The organism is Mesorhizobium sp. M0145 (assembly GCF_040322355.1).
GTDB lineage: Bacteria > Pseudomonadota > Alphaproteobacteria > Rhizobiales > Rhizobiaceae > Mesorhizobium.
The window spans coordinates 91,467-106,390 of the sequence record NZ_JAMYTK010000013.1; the positions used below are offsets into that span (position 1 = coordinate 91,467).

Sequence of the window (14,924 nt, forward strand, 5' to 3'; positions counted from 1 at the left end):
AAGGCCGCATGGAAAGTTCCGACATGATCTGTCGGCGTCGGAATGTTACCGATGATCGCGAGCTTCTATCTTGAATGCCAAGTTGGCTCGTATCACATAGCCATATATAACGAAGCCGTTCACGCCCACGGGAAGCGCACAAGCATGGATATGATCGATCCTTTCGGTCGCACGATCACCTACCTGCGCGTGTCGGTCACCGACCGCTGCGATTTCCGCTGCACCTATTGCATGGCCGAGGACATGACGTTCCTGCCGAAGAAGGACCTGCTGTCGCTGGAAGAGCTCGACCGGCTCTGCACGGTCTTCATCGAAAAGGGTGTGCGCAAGCTCCGCCTCACCGGCGGTGAGCCGCTTGTGCGCAAGAACATCATGCACCTGGTACGCCAGCTTTCGCGGCATCTCGAGAGTGGTGCACTGGAAGAGCTGACGCTGACCACCAACGGATCGCAGCTTTCCCGCTTTGCCACCGAGCTCGCCGACTGCGGCGTCAAGCGCATTAACGTCTCGCTCGATACCCTCGATGCCGACAAATTCCGCCAGATCACCCGCTGGGGCAATCTAGACAAGGTCATGGACGGCATCGACGCCGCGCAGGCGGCCGGGCTAAAGGTAAAGCTCAACGCCGTGGCGTTGAAGGACTTCAATGACGCCGAATTGCCGGAAATGCTGCGCTGGGCGCATGGCCGCGGCATGGATCTGACGGTCATCGAAACCATGCCGATGGGCGAGATCGACGCCGACCGCACCGACCAGTATTTGCCGCTGTCGCTGCTGCGCGCGGCTCTCGAACGCCAGTTCACGCTAAGCGACATTCCCTACAAGACCGGTGGCCCGGCCCGCTATGTCCAAGTCGCCGAGACCGGCGGACGGCTGGGCTTCATCACGCCGATGACGCATAATTTCTGCGAAAGCTGCAACCGGGTCCGGCTGACCTGCACCGGCACCCTTTACATGTGCCTCGGCCAGGAAGATGCGGCCGACCTGCGCGCGCCGCTGCGTGCGTCGGAAGGCAACGAGCTGGTCGCCGATGCCATCGACGAAGCAATCGGCCGCAAGCCCAAAGGCCACGACTTCATCATCGATCGCCGCACCAACCGTCCGTCGGTGTCGCGGCATATGAGCGTCACCGGCGGCTGATTTTTCGCCGATTTCGTGCAAGAATAATCACCTTGGTATCGGCGCGAGGCAAGGCGTGCAGCGGTTTTTTGCAGTCCTGACGTTTTTCGGAGTGATGGCGGGGACCACGGCAGTTGCCGCGCCATTTACCTACACGAACGAGCGCTTCGGTACCATCTGCACCTATCCGGATGAAATCTTCACTCTTCGCCAGCCTGAGCCGGACAATGGCGATGGACAACAATGGCTCACTGCCGATGGCGCCAGCCTGATCTGTTCGGGTATCCTCAACATCGATGATGACACCCCGACAGCCTTCGTCTCCGCCGAGAGGGCCAGCAAGGAACCTGGCTACAGGATCACCTACAGCAAGACCGGCAAGGACTGGGCGGTGCTGTCGGGCATCAAAGGCGGGAACATCTTCTATGAACGCCGCCTGTTTGGAAAAGACGGTGTCATCCGCACGGTCTGGATCGACTACCCGCCAGCCCTGAAATCGAAATACGACCCGCTCGTCGATGCGATCGCCGGCAGCCTCAGGGGACCGTGAGCATCCGGCGACGTCAGAACTTATTGGCAGCCTATTGTTTTTGCTAGCGAGTCACGGTTGTTGGCGCGTGTAGTCATATCGTACGGCAAGCCATTTTTTGCCGCTGCCATTGGCCTGGAGGAAATGTTGCTCGGCCACTTCGTGATTGTCGCCGTCCCTGGAAATGACGAAATCGGAGGCCGTGAACCGCCCTTCGACCTCGGGGCCGAAGCCGACGAAACCAAGCGGCTGGAACAGCAGTGAAATCTTGCCGTCCTCCTCGCCACCAAAACTCCAGGCGGGCATGATCCCTGCCGGGAAACGGGTGTCCATGGAGACATACTTCCAGCGGCCCTCCACCCGGTCATAGCTCAAATAGGCTATCCGCTGGAAGTCCGGCATTTTCGACCCGGGCGCCGGGCGCATCACCTCCTGCATGAAGGGACCGATCATCGTGCGCTCGGCCACCAGCCCCGTCATCACGATCGGCTGGGCGCCGGGCGTTGGCCAGATCGTGTTGACGACGGACCATTTCCCGACGCGGCGAGCGAGCTCATCCGCTTCGTGACCCGGCGTGGACATCCGTTCGACTGCCGACGCCGAAGCGCCGTTCTCGGCGAACGCAGGCGCTATCGCCATGAGGATAACCGCCAGGGCAGAGGAGAACCGGAAAAGCCGACGAAACATGCCGCCTGCTGCCTGTGCCAAGCCAGTCCGCATTGCCTCGTGCATTCATCATGGACCATCTCCCCAACACGATCAGAAGCTTACAATGACCAATTTGGTGAATCTTGCCGAGCAAATTTGATCTCGTCGAAAAATTCTCCTCGAGCCGCAGTGTGACAAATTTGCCCTCCGAACCCATCCTTTAGAACGGCACCTTTTTTGGGGTCACACCCAGAAAAGGTCTTGTCCGCAAACGGTCACCGGATTTACCGCAAGCCCATTCGGGCCTAGCCTCTGCTCTGGAGCGGTTCTTCGCCCAGTGGGGGAATACGATATGCGCAAACTCATTCTTTCTCTTGCATTGCTCAGCCTCGCGGCCCTGCCCGCGGCGGCTCAGTCGATCGGCGGCACCTATGCCGTGGCCGGCACCAATTTCGATGGGTCGTCCTATGGTGGCGACGCCACGATCACGCTGACCAGCGAGACGACCTGCACGATCCATTGGGAGACAGGCGGCTCGTCCTCGGACGGTATCTGCATGCGCAACGACGATGCCTTCTCCGCCGGCTATGTCATGGGCAAGGCGGTCGGTCTAGTTGTCTACAAGGTGCAGGAAGACGGCTCGCTGCATGGCCTGTGGACGATTGCCGGCAAGGAAGGCAACGGCACCGAGGTACTGACGCCCAAATAAGCCCTGCCGCTCTTGCGCGGCAGATGTCACGGGCCACAGAAAGGCTGTGGCCCAGCCCTTTGACGTTGCTGTCTTGTGGGTGCCTGCTAGACGCTTGCTGCAGGACTCACCCGGTAATCGCCTTGCCTCTTTCGCCAAACCTCCGCGGCGCGTTGTTCATGATGGTGGCCATGGCTGGTTTCACTCTGAACGACGCGATCACCAAATTCTCATCAGAATCGATGAACATGGCGCAGGTCATGCTGATCCGCGGCGCCTTCGCTTCGCTTTTCGTTGGCCTGCTTGCGTGGCAACGGGGCGCGCTTGCCCGGCCAGGTTCGATGCTGCAGCCGACCGTTGCGCTGCGCGTCGCCGGCGAGGCCGGCGCCACCGTGTCGTTCCTGGTTGCTCTGGCACACCTTCCGATCGCCAATGTCTCCGCCGTACTGCAGGCGCTGCCGCTGGCGGTGACGATGGGCGCCGCGCTTGTGTTCAACGAGGGCGTCGGCTGGCGGCGCTGGCTGGCCATTGCCGCCGGTTTTGCCGGCGTGCTGATCATCGTGCGGCCCGGCTTCGAAGGGTTCAGCGTCTTTTCTCTGCTGGCGCTGGCCAGCGTCGCATGCTGCGCGGTGCGCGATCTCGCTACCAAGCGGATCCCGCAGGCAATTCCAACATTGCTGGTGTCGACCGCCACCGCCCTTGCCATGACAGTTCTGGGCGCGGCACTGCTTTCGCCGATGGGCGGCTGGACACCGATGACAGGACAAAGCACGGCGTTCCTGGCGCTGGCGGCGGTGCTCGTGCTCATCGGCTATCACTTCATCATCACGGCGATGCGGGTGGGCGATATCTCCTTCATCGCGCCGTTTCGCTACACCGCCCTGCTCTGGTCGATCTTGCTTGGCTTCACGATCTTCGGCGATGTCCCCGATCTGCCGATGATCCTCGGTGCCACGATCATCATCGCGTCAGGCCTCTATGCACTCTACCGCGAACGGATCGTCGGCCGGCGAAAAACAGCCGCCGAAAGCACTGGACCGGACATGGCGCCGGACGGCATATAGAGTGACTGTCGACGACTGTCTGATTTGAAAACTGGATTTTGGGTCTAGGCAGCAAACGATGGGCCGACATATCGCAGGGATCATTCTGGCCGGCGGCCGATCGAGCCGGATGGGTGGCGGCGACAAGACGCTGCTTGCGCTTGGCGACGGTACCCTGCTCGACCGTGTCGTTTCGCGCCTTGGCCCGCAGGTCGGACCGCTTGCGCTAAACGCCAATGGCGATCCGACACGGTTTGCCGCAACGGGGCTTCCGGTGCTTGCCGACACTGTCAAAGGTTATGCCGGGCCGCTTGCCGGGATCCTGACCGGCCTCGAATGGGCTTCCGACACGACCTGCCAGGCGCTGGTCACGGCTGCCGGCGATACGCCTTTCCTGCCCAGGGATATGGTCGAGCGGCTGCTCGCGGCAGCCGACGAACGCCCCGGCTCGATTGCGGTCGCCTGTTCCGGCGGCAAACGGCATCCGACCTTTGCACTCTGGCCGCTAGGGTTAGATCAGGTCTTGCGACAATTTCTCGTCGAGGAAGACAACCGGCGCGTTGCGGCGTTCATCGACCGGCACGGTTTTGTCGAGGTGGAATTTCCCATCCTGAAATCCGGCGGGGCCGAGATCGATCCGTTCTTCAACATCAACACTCCCGACGACCTTGCCCAGGCCGTGCATCTGTTGCAGAGCATCAAGCCATGAAAAGACGTATTTTCGGCATCACCGGCTGGAAGAACTCCGGCAAGACGACATTGACCGAAAAGCTGGTAGCCGAACTCGTCCGGCGCGGCTGGAAAGTGTCGACGGTAAAACACGCCCATCATGATTTCGACATCGACAAACCCGGAGCGGACAGCTTTCGCCACCGGCAGGCGGGAGCGATGGAGGTCGCGGTCGTGTCGGGCAGGCGCTGGGCGCTGATGCACGAATTGCGCGGCGAGGACGAGCCGACGCTGGACGCGATCCTGTCACGGCTGGCACCGTGCGACATCGTGTTGGTCGAGGGTTACAAGCGCGAAGCGCACATGAAAATCGAGACGAGACGGCTCGAGGCCAAGGACCGGACACCGCTCTCGGCAGGCGATCCACACATTGTCGCCATCGCCTCCGACTTCCCCATTGTCGGCGAAGACCTGCCGGCCTTCGATCTCGACGACACGAATTCGATAGCTGACTTCATCGAGCGCGCCACAAGCCTGTCGCGCTGAAAATGCGGCAGAAGACAGTTTCCGCCCAGTTGCTTTCCAATTTAGGCGTCTGACCCAGCGTCATCGCTTTCTGAACATGACCTTCCCTCAAGCGACGGTTTTGCAGTTGCTTTTTCTTGGGAAAGAATGGGAATATCGCATCAGCGGGCGGTCAAAAGCACCGCCCACAGAGCCGTTCGGGAACGACGGCCGGGACTAACAGAGAGGACCATTATGCGTATTGCACTGCGTATCGCGCTTGCCGCTTCGGCTGCGCTGCTGACGCTTGGCGTTGCCCAGGCCCAGGAAAAGACCTTGAGGATCGGCACCGAGGGAGCCTATCCCCCATTCAACAATCTGACAGCCGACGGCCAGCTCGTAGGCTTCGATATCGACATTGCCAAGGCGCTCTGCGACGAGATGAAGGTGAAGTGCACCTTTGTCGCGCAGGACTGGGACGGCATCATTCCCGCCCTTCAGGCAGGCAAGTTCGACGCCATCGTCGCGTCGATGTCGATCACGCCGGAACGCGCCGAGAAGGTCGACTTCACCCACAAATATTACAATACGCCGCCGGCGATTGCCGCGCCCAAGGACACCGACATCAAGGGTGTCACCAAGGAAGATTTGGCCGGCAAGACGATCGGCGTGCAGGCGTCCACCACGCATTTCAACTATTCGACCAAGACTTATACCGACAGCACCGTCAAGCCGTACCCGACCGCACAGGAATACCAGCTCGATCTGGCCAATGGCCGGCTCGATGCCGCCAATGACGACATCGTCGTGCTGCAGCAATGGCTGGATTCGCCGGACGGCGCCTGCTGCAAGCTGGTCGGCACAATCAAGCCGGTCATCGAAATCCACGGTCCGGGCGCCGGCATTGCCGTGCGCAAGGGCGAGACCGATCTGGTCAACCAGTTCAATGCGGCGATCGACGCCATCCGAGCAAACGGAAAGTACAAGGAAATCAACGACAAATACTTCAAATATGATGTTTATGGCGGCGAGTCCTGATCGACCGACATACGAGGACTTGAACGGCGGGAGATTCCCGCCGTTCTTATAAGGATGCCGCGCACGAGGGGTGACGCGGCACGGGTCTCAAAGAGCCTCAAGGAGAACAGGCAGGCGGATGCAGAGCGCACTGACGCTTCTCAGTTGGGGACCCGAAGGCTGGCTCGACGACATCGCCGCGGGTGTGTTTGTCACAGTATGTCTTGCGCTGGCCACTCTGCCCTTCGGGCTGACGCTCGGCTTTTTCGTGGCGCTGGCCAAACAGTCGGAAGAGCCGTCGCTGAGACTGGCCGGGAACATCTACACCACGATTTTTCGCGGAATACCCGAGCTGCTCACGCTGTTTCTGATCTTCTTCGGCATCCCATTGATCCTGCAGTACATTGTCCGGCTGGTGAGCCCCGGAACGTCCGCCGACGTCAACAGCTTCGTCGCCGGCATGATCGCGCTCTGCTTCATTTTTTCCTCTTATTCCAGCGAGGTGTTTTTATCCGCGTTCCGCGCCATTCCAAAAGGGCAATATGAGGGAGGCTATTCGGTTGGCCTGTCCAGCGGCCAGACGATGCGGCTGATCGTGCTGCCGCAGTTGATCCGCATCGCGTTACCCGGACTTGCCAATCTCTGGCTTATCCTGCTCAAGGACACCGCGCTCGTCTCGGCCGTCGGGCTCAACGAGATCCTCAGGCAGAGCGGGGTTGCCGCTCGCGTCACCAAGCATGCCTTCCTGTTTTATGGTTTTGCCGGCCTGATCTATCTCCTGCTGGCGATCGTCTCCTCCTTCGGCATCAATGCGATCGAACGAGCGGTCGGCGGCAGCGAGGTCAAGAGATGAGCCTGGCCACCGACACGCTGAAGGTCGACCGGCCGCCGCCCCCCGCACGCGGCTGGTCGCGCCAACGCATCCTCGGCCATGTCCTGGTCGGCCTGTGGATCGCTCTCGGCATCGGCATGGTCGTCTACCTGACCGCTGCGTGGAACCCGGAGTTCTTCCAGAAATATGCACCCGGCTACATATCCGGCCTCGGCATCACCCTGTTGCTGGTTGCCATCTCGATTGTGCTTGGTGCGATCCTGTCTGTGCCGATCGCCTATGCACGCATGTCGAAGAACCCGATCCTTTCGGGGTTTGCCTATGCCTATGTCTATTTCTTTCGCGGCACGCCGCTGTTGGCGCAGACCTTCCTGGTCTACTATGGGGTCGGCTCCTTCCGGCCGGAGCTCGAGATGGTCGGACTGTGGGGCTTCTTCCGCGAAGCGTTCAACTGCGCGATCTTCGCCTTTTCGCTGAATACGGCCGCCTATCAAGCCGAGATTTTGCGCGGCGCGATCGAGAGTGTACCGAGGGGTCAATGGGAAGGTGCCGCCTCGCTCGGCCTGCACAAAGTGCAAATCCTACGGAAAATTATCCTGCCGCAGGCCCTGATCGTGGCGCTGCGCCCGTATGGCAACGAGATCATCCTGATGATCAAGGGCTCGGCGATCGTTGCCATCATCACCGTCTATGATCTGATGGGCATCACGAAGCTCACCTATGCGCGCACTTTCGACTTCCAGTCCTTTATCTGGGCGGCGATCATCTATCTGATCATTGTCGAGATCCTGCGTCACGCGGTCGAGTGGATCGAACGGCGCATCACCATCCATCTGCACCGCTGACTCCCATCGCCTTGCCTGATCCGGTAAGAAGGCCGCAAAGCAGGCTTCTAAGGGATTCGAAAACATGGCTTCGGTGGCATTTCTTGGTCTTGGCGTCATGGGCTATCCGATGGCCGGACATCTCAAGAACAAGGGCGGTCACGACGTCACCGTCTACAATCGCACCAGCGCCAAGGCCGAGCAGTGGGTTGCCCAGCATGGCGGCAGCTTCGCCGCGACGCCAGCGGAGGCGGCCGCGGGCAAGGACTTCGTCTTTTCCTGCGTCGGCAATGACGACGATCTGCGCTCGGTGACGACCGGTGCCGAAGGCGCCTTCAATTCCATGAAGAAAGGCGCCATCTTCATCGACAATACCACGGCATCGGCCGAGGTCGCGCGCGAACTGGCACAGGACGCGCAAGCGCTCGGGTTTGCGTTCCTCGACGCCCCGGTCTCCGGCGGTCAGGCAGGCGCCGAGAACGGCATGCTGACCGTGATGGTCGGCGGCGAGCCCGACGCCTTCGACAGGGCCAAGCCAGTTATAGATGCTTATGCCCGCATGGTCGGATTGATGGGATCGGCCGGGGCTGGCCAACTCACCAAGATGATCAACCAGATCTGCATCGCCGGCCGCGTTCAGGGCCTGGCGGAGGGCATCCATTTCGGCAAGAAGGCTGGGCTCGACATCGAAAAGGTAATCGAGGTTATCTCCAAAGGCGCCGCCGGTTCCTGGCAGATGGAGAACCGCCACAAGACGATGAATGCCGGCAAATATGATTTCGGCTTCGCCGTCGACTGGATGCGCAAGGATCTTGGCATCTGCCTCGCCGAGGCCGACCGCAACGGCGCCAAACTGCCGGTGACGGCACTTGTCGACCAGTTCTACAAGGACGTGCAGGCGATGGGCGGCAAGCGCTGGGACACGTCCTCGCTGCTGGCAAGGCTGGAGAAATAGGATTTCACCGTGGCCGAGCTTTCGCCTCAATCCAGCGCCGATGAAATTGTCGCTCATCTGCGCTCGATCGCCTCGGAGGAAAATCGACTTGGCATGCTGCGCTACGGCATCAAGATCGAACGTGCGCTAGGTATCTCGCATGGCGTGCAGCGGCAGATTGCCAAGAAAATCAGGCGCAACCATGAGCGTGCCTTCGAGCTTTGGCAGACAGGCATCATGGAGGCGCAGTTCATCGCTTCCGTGACAGCCGATCCGGAGCGGTTCTCCGCCGCGGATGCAAGACGATGGGCGGCGACTTTCGATTCCTGGGATATCGTCGATGGGGTCTCCGATCTCTTTGTCGATACGGATTGCTGGAGGGAATTGATCGCCGAATTCGCGGTCGACGAACGGGAATTCGTTCGGCGCACGGCTTTTGCGATGATGGCCTGGTCGGTGGTTCACCGGAAGAAGGAACCCGAGACGACCTTCCTCGAATTCCTGCCGATCATCGAAGCGCATGCGACCGACGGCCGCAATTTTGTGAAGAAGGCCGTGAACTGGGCGCTTCGTTCGATCGGCAAGCGATCGATGAATTTGCACGGCCTTGCCCTTGCCGTGGCGCTAAAACTGGCGGCCTCGACAGACAGGACCGCACGCTGGATCGGCAAGGACGCCGTGAAGGAACTTTCCGATGCCAAGACGCTCGAGCGGCTCGCCGCCAGAAAAGCCTGACCTGAGCGAAGTGCGCTTCACGGAGGTGACGCAATCGACGCGCGCCGATTTCGAAAACCTGTTCGAGCAACCCGGCGGGCCGAAATACTGCTGGTGTATGGCTTGGCGCAATCTCGACCGCCGCGAGCATGTCGAGAACGACGAGAAGAAACGCGCGATGATGACGCTGATCGACGCCGGCACGCCGGTCGGCATTGTCGCCCAGATCGATGGCCGGACCGTCGGCTGGTGCTCGATTGCGCCGCGCGAGACCTATCGCAGGCTGTCGCGGCAGCAGGACGATAGCGAGATGGGCATCTGGTCGATCGTCTGCTTCTATGTACCGAAAGCGCTGCGCGGCGGCGGGCTGGCAAGCGCATTGCTCAACGCGGCCATCGATCACGCCTTTGCCAAAGGCGCCAGGACGATCGAAGCCTATTCCGTCGACCAGGCGTCGCCGAGCTACAGCTTCATGGGTTTTCGCGACATGTTCGCCGCCCGCGGCTTTCGCGAGATCGGCATGACCGGCTCGCGCCGGCATGTGATGCGGCTTGAACGTTGACCTGTGAGGCAGCGGCAGCTTTACTTGATGTCCGCAGATCAAGGCTCAACGGCGGAGCAGCGATGAGCAACCGTTTTAAATCAGGCACGATCATGGCAACTGCCTTGTTGGCGTCCGCGATCGCGGCAAGCGCTTCCGCCGGAACCATGCATATTTTCTGGAAGGATCTGCGCCCGGCGACCCAGGCAGCCGCCGAAAGCGTCGGACTGCCAATGATCGCGGCCAAAATGCCGGATCGTGGCGAGACGCTCTCACTCGACTTGCAGGACAAGACCGTGCAACTCGCAGGCTATGCGCTGCCGGTCGACCGCGATGGTGATCTCGTCTACCAATTCCTGCTGGTGCCGTGGACGGGAGCCTGCAGCCACATGCCGACGCCGCCGCCCAACCAGATCGTCCTCGTCACGCCTGCACACCCTTACAGGATGTCCGAGACCTACCAGCCGGTTTCGGTGACCGGCGCATTACGGCCGGGCATGGAGAAGAGCCAGCTTTTCATCCTTGACGGCGTCAGCGTCATCCAGTCGGGCTACACCGTGCGCAAGGCCGAGGTGGTCAATGTCGACACCGTGCCGGACACGATCACGCTGCCGGTCAACTCGCCCTGGAGTTTCCTCAACAAAAAGAAGAACTAAACAGAAGAATCTCAGGCGGCGTTCGCGCCGGACTCCTTGTCGAGCATCATGTAATCCAGCGGCATCTCGGTCGTGTATTTGATCTGCTCCATGGCGAAGGAAGACGACACGTCGCGGATCTCGATCTTGGCGATCAGCCGCTTGTAGAAGGCATCATAGGCGGCGATATCGGGCACCACGACGCGCAAGAGATAGTCGACGTCGCCGCTCATGCGATAGAATTCGACCACTTCCGGGAATTCCTGGATGACCTCCGAAAAGCGCCGCAGCCATTCATGGCTGTGCGAATTGGTGCGGATCGAGACGAACACCGTGACCCGCACATTGACCTTTTCATGATCGAGGATGGCGACGCGCCGCTTTATGACGCCCTCCTCCTCGAGCTTCTGGATGCGCCGCCAGCACGGCGTCGTCGACAGGCCGACCTTCTTGGCGACGTCGGCGACTGCAAGCGTCGCATCCTCCTGCAGGAGGCGGAGAATTTTTCTATCAAGGCGGTCCATTGGGTGCTCCCCTGATGCAAGTCGTCCAAGTGCGCAACGGCCTTGGCACAACGACATGCATAAAAACAAGAATTTAACGCGCGTCCCCTCATGCGCGACGCGCTTCGAGGAATGGATTACCATATTCCCTCTTGCTCGAGCCTATTACAAGAAAGAAATTCTGCCGCATAGTGCGAAAGCGAGTGATTTCTTGCTGAATGCCTAGCCGAGGCGATAGCGGATTTCCGATCTCAGAAAGGGCAGCAAATCCATTTCAAACCATGGATTGCGCTTCAGCCAGCCGGTGTTGCGCCAGGACGGGTGCGGCAGCGGCAGGACTTTCGGGTCGGTTGCCGCCGCCCAGATGGCACGCCAATCCATGACCGTTTCCGTCAGCGAGGGACGGCGCGCCGCGCCCATATGCCAGCTTTGCGCGTAGATGCCGATCGTCAGCACCATATCGACTTGCGGCATCAGCGCCATCAGCGATGTGCGCCAGGCCGGCGCACATTCGCGGCGCGGCGGCAGGTCGGCGCCCTTGGCGTCCTGACCGGGAAAGCAAAAGCCCATCGGCACGATGGCAAACTTGTCCGTGTCATAGAATTCCTCGCTGCCGACGCCCAGCCAGCTTCGCAGCCGGTCGCCGGAGGCGTCGGTGAACGGCATGCCTGTGATGTGAACCTTGGTACCCGGCGCCTGGCTGGCGATCAGGATACGCGCACTCGACGATGGCCTGAGCACCGGACGCGGCTGGTGCGGCAACGGCCTGCCGGCCGGCTTATCGACGCAGATGCGGCAGGCGCGTACCCGCGCCGCCAAGGCTTCCAGCTCTTTGCTCATTCGGAACTCGTTGTCAGGCGGCGGCACTCGGCCGGCTGGAGATTTCCCGATACCAGCGCAGCACGTTGGTGCACTCTTCGGGTACCTTGATGCGAGCCGGCTTCATAAAGTCGATGGCGACCAGCCCGGTGATGTCGGCGATCGAATACGCATCGCCGGCGACGAATTCCCTGCCGGCGAGCTCAGTGTCCAGAAATCTCAGGAATTCGATCGCCTTCGGCTTGTTGGCCTCGCCCCATTCGGGGATTTGCGGGATCTCCCATTCCCTCATTGCGGGGTGGATGTGCCGGAACGCCGCGGCGACGCAGCCGAACAGATTGAACTCCACACGTCTTTGCCACATCTCGACGATTGCCTTGCCGAGCGCGCCACGCCCGAACAAAGCCGGCTCGGGGTGCAGTTCCTCGAAGTAACGACAGATTGCGACGGATTCGGTGATGATGGTGCCATCGTCGAGCTCGAGCACCGGCAGACGCTTCAGCGGATTGCGCGAGCTGACCGGCTGCTCTTTGTGCTCCAGCGCGCCCATGTCGACGGGCACCAGCGGAACCTGAAGTCCCTTTTCGGCCAAAAAAATCCGAACCCGACGTGGATTGGGCGCGCGCCCGCCGTCGAACAGCTTCATCTCTATCCTCCTCGTCCGTCCCGACGAACTATAGGCACAACTCACCAGAAGCGAAAAATTTCACGCAAGGCATCGCCGATCGACGCCAAGGTGCCGTGCTTTCTTTCGACCAGCTCGTGGCCGTGGCTCTCGCGCCAGTTCTTCGGCTCGTCGAAAGTTCCGCCCCAGATGCCGGCTTTGCCCGCGCGCGCAGCAGCTTCCTCGGTCTCGAAATCGCCAAAGGCGACCGCCCAGCCGGCCTCGACCTGTGCGCGGTTGAGATCCTTGCCGCCGGCCTTGCAGTCGCCGAGCAGCCTGCTGTAGCGGTCGCGCTGCCAGCCGCTGCAGGAGACGGCTTTGCCGGCGATCAACCGCACCAGGGACTGCCGCGCGAGCTTGCCGCAAGGATAGTCGGCACCGTCCTTGCGACAGATCTGCGAATATTCCGGCGCGTCGATGCCACGCATGCGGATACGCTCGCCGCCGAGCGTGATGCTATCGCCGTCATTGACGGTGGCCGCGCCCTCCGTCTTGCGCGTCTCCACCCGGTCGAGGCGCGCCGCCAGGAGGATCGCCAGGCCGAGCACGATGAGTGTCAGCCCATAGTCCATTAGTCGGCGCCACAGGCTTCGCGGACGCGGCGCATAGTATCGCTGGCACGGCCATCGCGACCACGAACGGCTCATATGGCAAACCGTTGGTTAATCATTCGAACGTAGCTTAACGATTTGAAATTGCTGCCCGCGTAAATTGAAGACTTCATGCCCCTGCAACGCTCGACCACGGCGGACAAGTTTATTGTGGACCGCAGAAAACGCCATCGCAACAGCGATGTCGCGCGCGCGGTGCGCAAGACGCGCGACCGTCTTTCGCAGCAAGCCGGAAATCCCGACTTCGACCGCGAGCTGTTGAAGCTCCACGCGCTTTCGATGACCGGCGGCGTGATCGTTATCCCGCTGCTCGTTCTGGCAACGGCCGCGGCAGGCTTGCTCGCGGGCATCGGCAAGGAGATCGGCGTCTGGGCGCTGTTCACATTCATCTGCTATACCATCGTTGCATTCATGGCCAGACGCGTCACGCGAGCGTCCGAACTCAACCCGCTGGAAACGCATAGGGATTTCCTGATCGGCCATTTTCTGTGCGGGCTTGGCTGGGCTTGGTTCGCATGGCTCGGCTGCGAAACTTGCCAAATGGATCAGTTCCAGGTCGCCAAGGCGGTGGTGCTGCTGCTCGCCATGTCGGCAACCGCTATCCTGGCCTCGTCCCTGCGCGGTGCGCTGTTGGCGACCTTCGCCCTCCCGGTCGCCATCTATGCTTATGCCAGTGCGAAATTATGGATGCCGGTCGAGGCGATCATGGCAGGCTTGCTGATCGCCTCGTTGCCTTTCTTCGCCTATGTGGCGCGCCAGCTCAACCGTTCCTCGCTGATGCTGCTGTCGTTCCGCTCCGAAAAAGATGCGCTGATCGCCGAACTTGAGACGGCGAAATCGATGTCGGACGAGGCACGGCGGCGGGCGGAAGACGCCAATCTGGCGAAATCGCGTTTCCTAGCCTCGATGAGCCACGAACTGCGCACACCGCTCAACGCCATTCTCGGCTTTTCCGAAGTGATGGCCAACGAGGTGCTCGGCCCGATGAGCAACCCGACTTATCGCGACTATGCCCGTGACGTGCACGACTCCGGACAGCATCTGCTCGACCTGATCAACGAAATTCTCGATCTGTCGCGCATCGAAGCGGGCCGCTACCAGCTCAACGAGGAGCCGATGATGCTGCTCTCCGTCGTCGAGGATTGCTGCCACATGATGGAGCTGAAGGCGCGCAACAAGGACATCCGCATCGTCCAGGATTTCGAAAACGCCTTGCCGCGCTTGTTCGCCGACGAACGCGCGGTGCGGCAGATTGCGCTCAACCTGTTGTCCAATGCCATCAAGTTCACCGCCACCGGCGGCGAAATCCGCGTGCGCGTCGGCTGGACGGCGGGCGGCGGGCAATATCTCTCCGTCAAGGACAATGGGCCGGGCATACCGGAAGACGAGATTCCGATCGTGCTTTCGGCCTTCGGCCAGGGCTCGATCGCCATCAAGAGCGCCGAACAGGGCACCGGGCTTGGCCTGCCGATCGTGCAAGGCCTGCTGGCCATGCATGGCGGCGAATTCCAGCTCCATTCCAGGCTGCGCGAAGGCACCGAGGCGATCGCCATCTTCCCGCTGAGCCGGGTGATGGAGGAACTGCCGGCGCTGCCGACCAAGGCGGTTGCCTCGCGCCGGCGCTGAATGC

General features: G+C 61.0%; 18 protein-coding genes and 1 pseudogene. 14 read left to right on the plus strand and 5 right to left on the minus strand.

All coding sequences use genetic code 11. From position 1 onward, the window contains the following. The first annotated feature begins 144 nt into the window (after positions 1-144). Positions 145-1,140 carry a GTP 3',8-cyclase MoaA gene (moaA, locus tag NKJ28_RS19460; protein WP_031211306.1) on the plus strand — a complete coding sequence of 332 codons (996 nt, stop codon included), beginning with the start codon at positions 145-147 and terminating at the stop codon, positions 1,138-1,140. Positions 1,141-1,195: 55 nt separating this feature from the next. After that, positions 1,196-1,669, plus strand: coding sequence for a hypothetical protein (locus NKJ28_RS19465; protein ID WP_352456743.1), 474 nt, complete (start codon positions 1,196-1,198; stop codon positions 1,667-1,669). A gap of 51 nt (positions 1,670-1,720) precedes the next feature. Here NKJ28_RS19465 and NKJ28_RS19470 read toward each other — a convergent pair whose 3' ends face one another. Continuing rightward, positions 1,721-2,287 (minus strand): DUF1579 family protein, encoded by a 567-nt coding sequence (locus tag NKJ28_RS19470; protein WP_352636727.1) that lies wholly within the window; start codon positions 2,285-2,287, stop codon positions 1,721-1,723. 361 nt (positions 2,288-2,648) lie between these two features. Between NKJ28_RS19470 and NKJ28_RS19475 the strand changes: the two genes are divergently transcribed. The 11 genes and pseudogenes from NKJ28_RS19475 (at position 2,649) to NKJ28_RS19525 (ending at position 10,718) form a co-directional block, all read left to right on the plus strand. Next, entirely contained in the window at positions 2,649-3,005 is a 357-nt protein-coding gene (locus NKJ28_RS19475) for a hypothetical protein (RefSeq protein ID WP_023675018.1), read from the plus strand. A gap of 122 nt (positions 3,006-3,127) precedes the next feature. Further along, entirely contained in the window at positions 3,128-4,048 is a 921-nt protein-coding gene (locus NKJ28_RS19480; RefSeq protein ID WP_352456740.1) for a DMT family transporter, read from the plus strand. A 58-nt stretch (positions 4,049-4,106) separates the two neighbouring features. Further along, positions 4,107-4,736, plus strand: coding sequence for a molybdenum cofactor guanylyltransferase MobA (gene mobA / locus NKJ28_RS19485; protein WP_352593597.1), 630 nt, complete (start codon positions 4,107-4,109; stop codon positions 4,734-4,736). Beyond that, on the plus strand, positions 4,733-5,242 hold the full coding sequence (gene mobB / locus NKJ28_RS19490) for a molybdopterin-guanine dinucleotide biosynthesis protein B (protein ID WP_352636728.1): 510 nt from the start codon (positions 4,733-4,735) through the stop codon (positions 5,240-5,242). Before mobA ends, mobB begins: the two co-directional genes overlap by 4 nt. Before the next feature lie 213 nt (positions 5,243-5,455). Then, positions 5,456-6,238: an ABC transporter substrate-binding protein gene (locus NKJ28_RS19495; protein WP_023717637.1), complete on the plus strand. Its 783-nt coding sequence runs from the start codon at positions 5,456-5,458 to the stop codon at positions 6,236-6,238. 118 nt (positions 6,239-6,356) lie between these two features. Continuing rightward, positions 6,357-7,070, plus strand: a complete 714-nt coding sequence (locus tag NKJ28_RS19500) for an ABC transporter permease (protein ID WP_023675013.1) — start codon at positions 6,357-6,359, stop codon at positions 7,068-7,070. Then, positions 7,067-7,894, plus strand: coding sequence for an ABC transporter permease (locus NKJ28_RS19505; protein WP_352636729.1), 828 nt, complete (start codon positions 7,067-7,069; stop codon positions 7,892-7,894). Before NKJ28_RS19500 ends, NKJ28_RS19505 begins: the two co-directional genes overlap by 4 nt. Before the next feature lie 58 nt (positions 7,895-7,952). Continuing rightward, positions 7,953-8,828 (plus strand): annotated as a pseudogene (locus NKJ28_RS19510) (NAD(P)-dependent oxidoreductase); the annotation flags it as partial. A gap of 9 nt (positions 8,829-8,837) precedes the next feature. Further along, positions 8,838-9,542 carry a DNA alkylation repair protein gene (locus NKJ28_RS19515; RefSeq protein ID WP_352636730.1) on the plus strand — a complete coding sequence of 235 codons (705 nt, stop codon included), beginning with the start codon at positions 8,838-8,840 and terminating at the stop codon, positions 9,540-9,542. Then, positions 9,502-10,083: a GNAT family N-acetyltransferase gene (locus NKJ28_RS19520; RefSeq protein WP_352636731.1), complete on the plus strand. Its 582-nt coding sequence runs from the start codon at positions 9,502-9,504 to the stop codon at positions 10,081-10,083. Before NKJ28_RS19515 ends, NKJ28_RS19520 begins: the two co-directional genes overlap by 41 nt. 62 nt (positions 10,084-10,145) lie before the next feature. Next, positions 10,146-10,718 (plus strand): DUF3299 domain-containing protein, encoded by a 573-nt coding sequence (locus NKJ28_RS19525; protein ID WP_352636732.1) that lies wholly within the window; start codon positions 10,146-10,148, stop codon positions 10,716-10,718. A gap of 11 nt (positions 10,719-10,729) precedes the next feature. On the opposite strand, the gene NKJ28_RS19530 is transcribed toward NKJ28_RS19525, so the two are convergent. The 4 genes from NKJ28_RS19530 to NKJ28_RS19545 all read right to left on the minus strand — a co-directional run bounded on the left by NKJ28_RS19530 (position 10,730) and on the right by NKJ28_RS19545 (position 13,330). Continuing rightward, positions 10,730-11,221 carry an Lrp/AsnC family transcriptional regulator gene (locus NKJ28_RS19530; RefSeq protein ID WP_023675006.1) on the minus strand — a complete coding sequence of 164 codons (492 nt, stop codon included), beginning with the start codon at positions 11,219-11,221 and terminating at the stop codon, positions 10,730-10,732. Between the two features lie 201 nt (positions 11,222-11,422). Next, on the minus strand, positions 11,423-12,040 hold the full coding sequence (locus NKJ28_RS19535) for a uracil-DNA glycosylase family protein (RefSeq protein WP_502898253.1): 618 nt from the start codon (positions 12,038-12,040) through the stop codon (positions 11,423-11,425). Positions 12,041-12,053: 13 nt separating this feature from the next. Continuing rightward, complete coding sequence (locus NKJ28_RS19540; protein ID WP_352466226.1) at positions 12,054-12,665, minus strand: glutathione S-transferase; 612 nt, start codon at positions 12,663-12,665, stop codon at positions 12,054-12,056. A gap of 41 nt (positions 12,666-12,706) precedes the next feature. After that, on the minus strand, positions 12,707-13,330 hold the full coding sequence (locus NKJ28_RS19545) for a thermonuclease family protein (protein WP_352636733.1): 624 nt from the start codon (positions 13,328-13,330) through the stop codon (positions 12,707-12,709). Positions 13,331-13,405: 75 nt separating this feature from the next. Here NKJ28_RS19545 and NKJ28_RS19550 point away from each other — a divergent pair, with 75 nt between their 5' ends. Next, the gene (locus NKJ28_RS19550) at positions 13,406-14,920 is read left to right on the plus strand and encodes a sensor histidine kinase (RefSeq protein ID WP_352636734.1); all 1,515 of its coding nucleotides are present in this window, start codon (positions 13,406-13,408) and stop codon (positions 14,918-14,920) included. Positions 14,921-14,924: the final 4 nt, after the last annotated feature.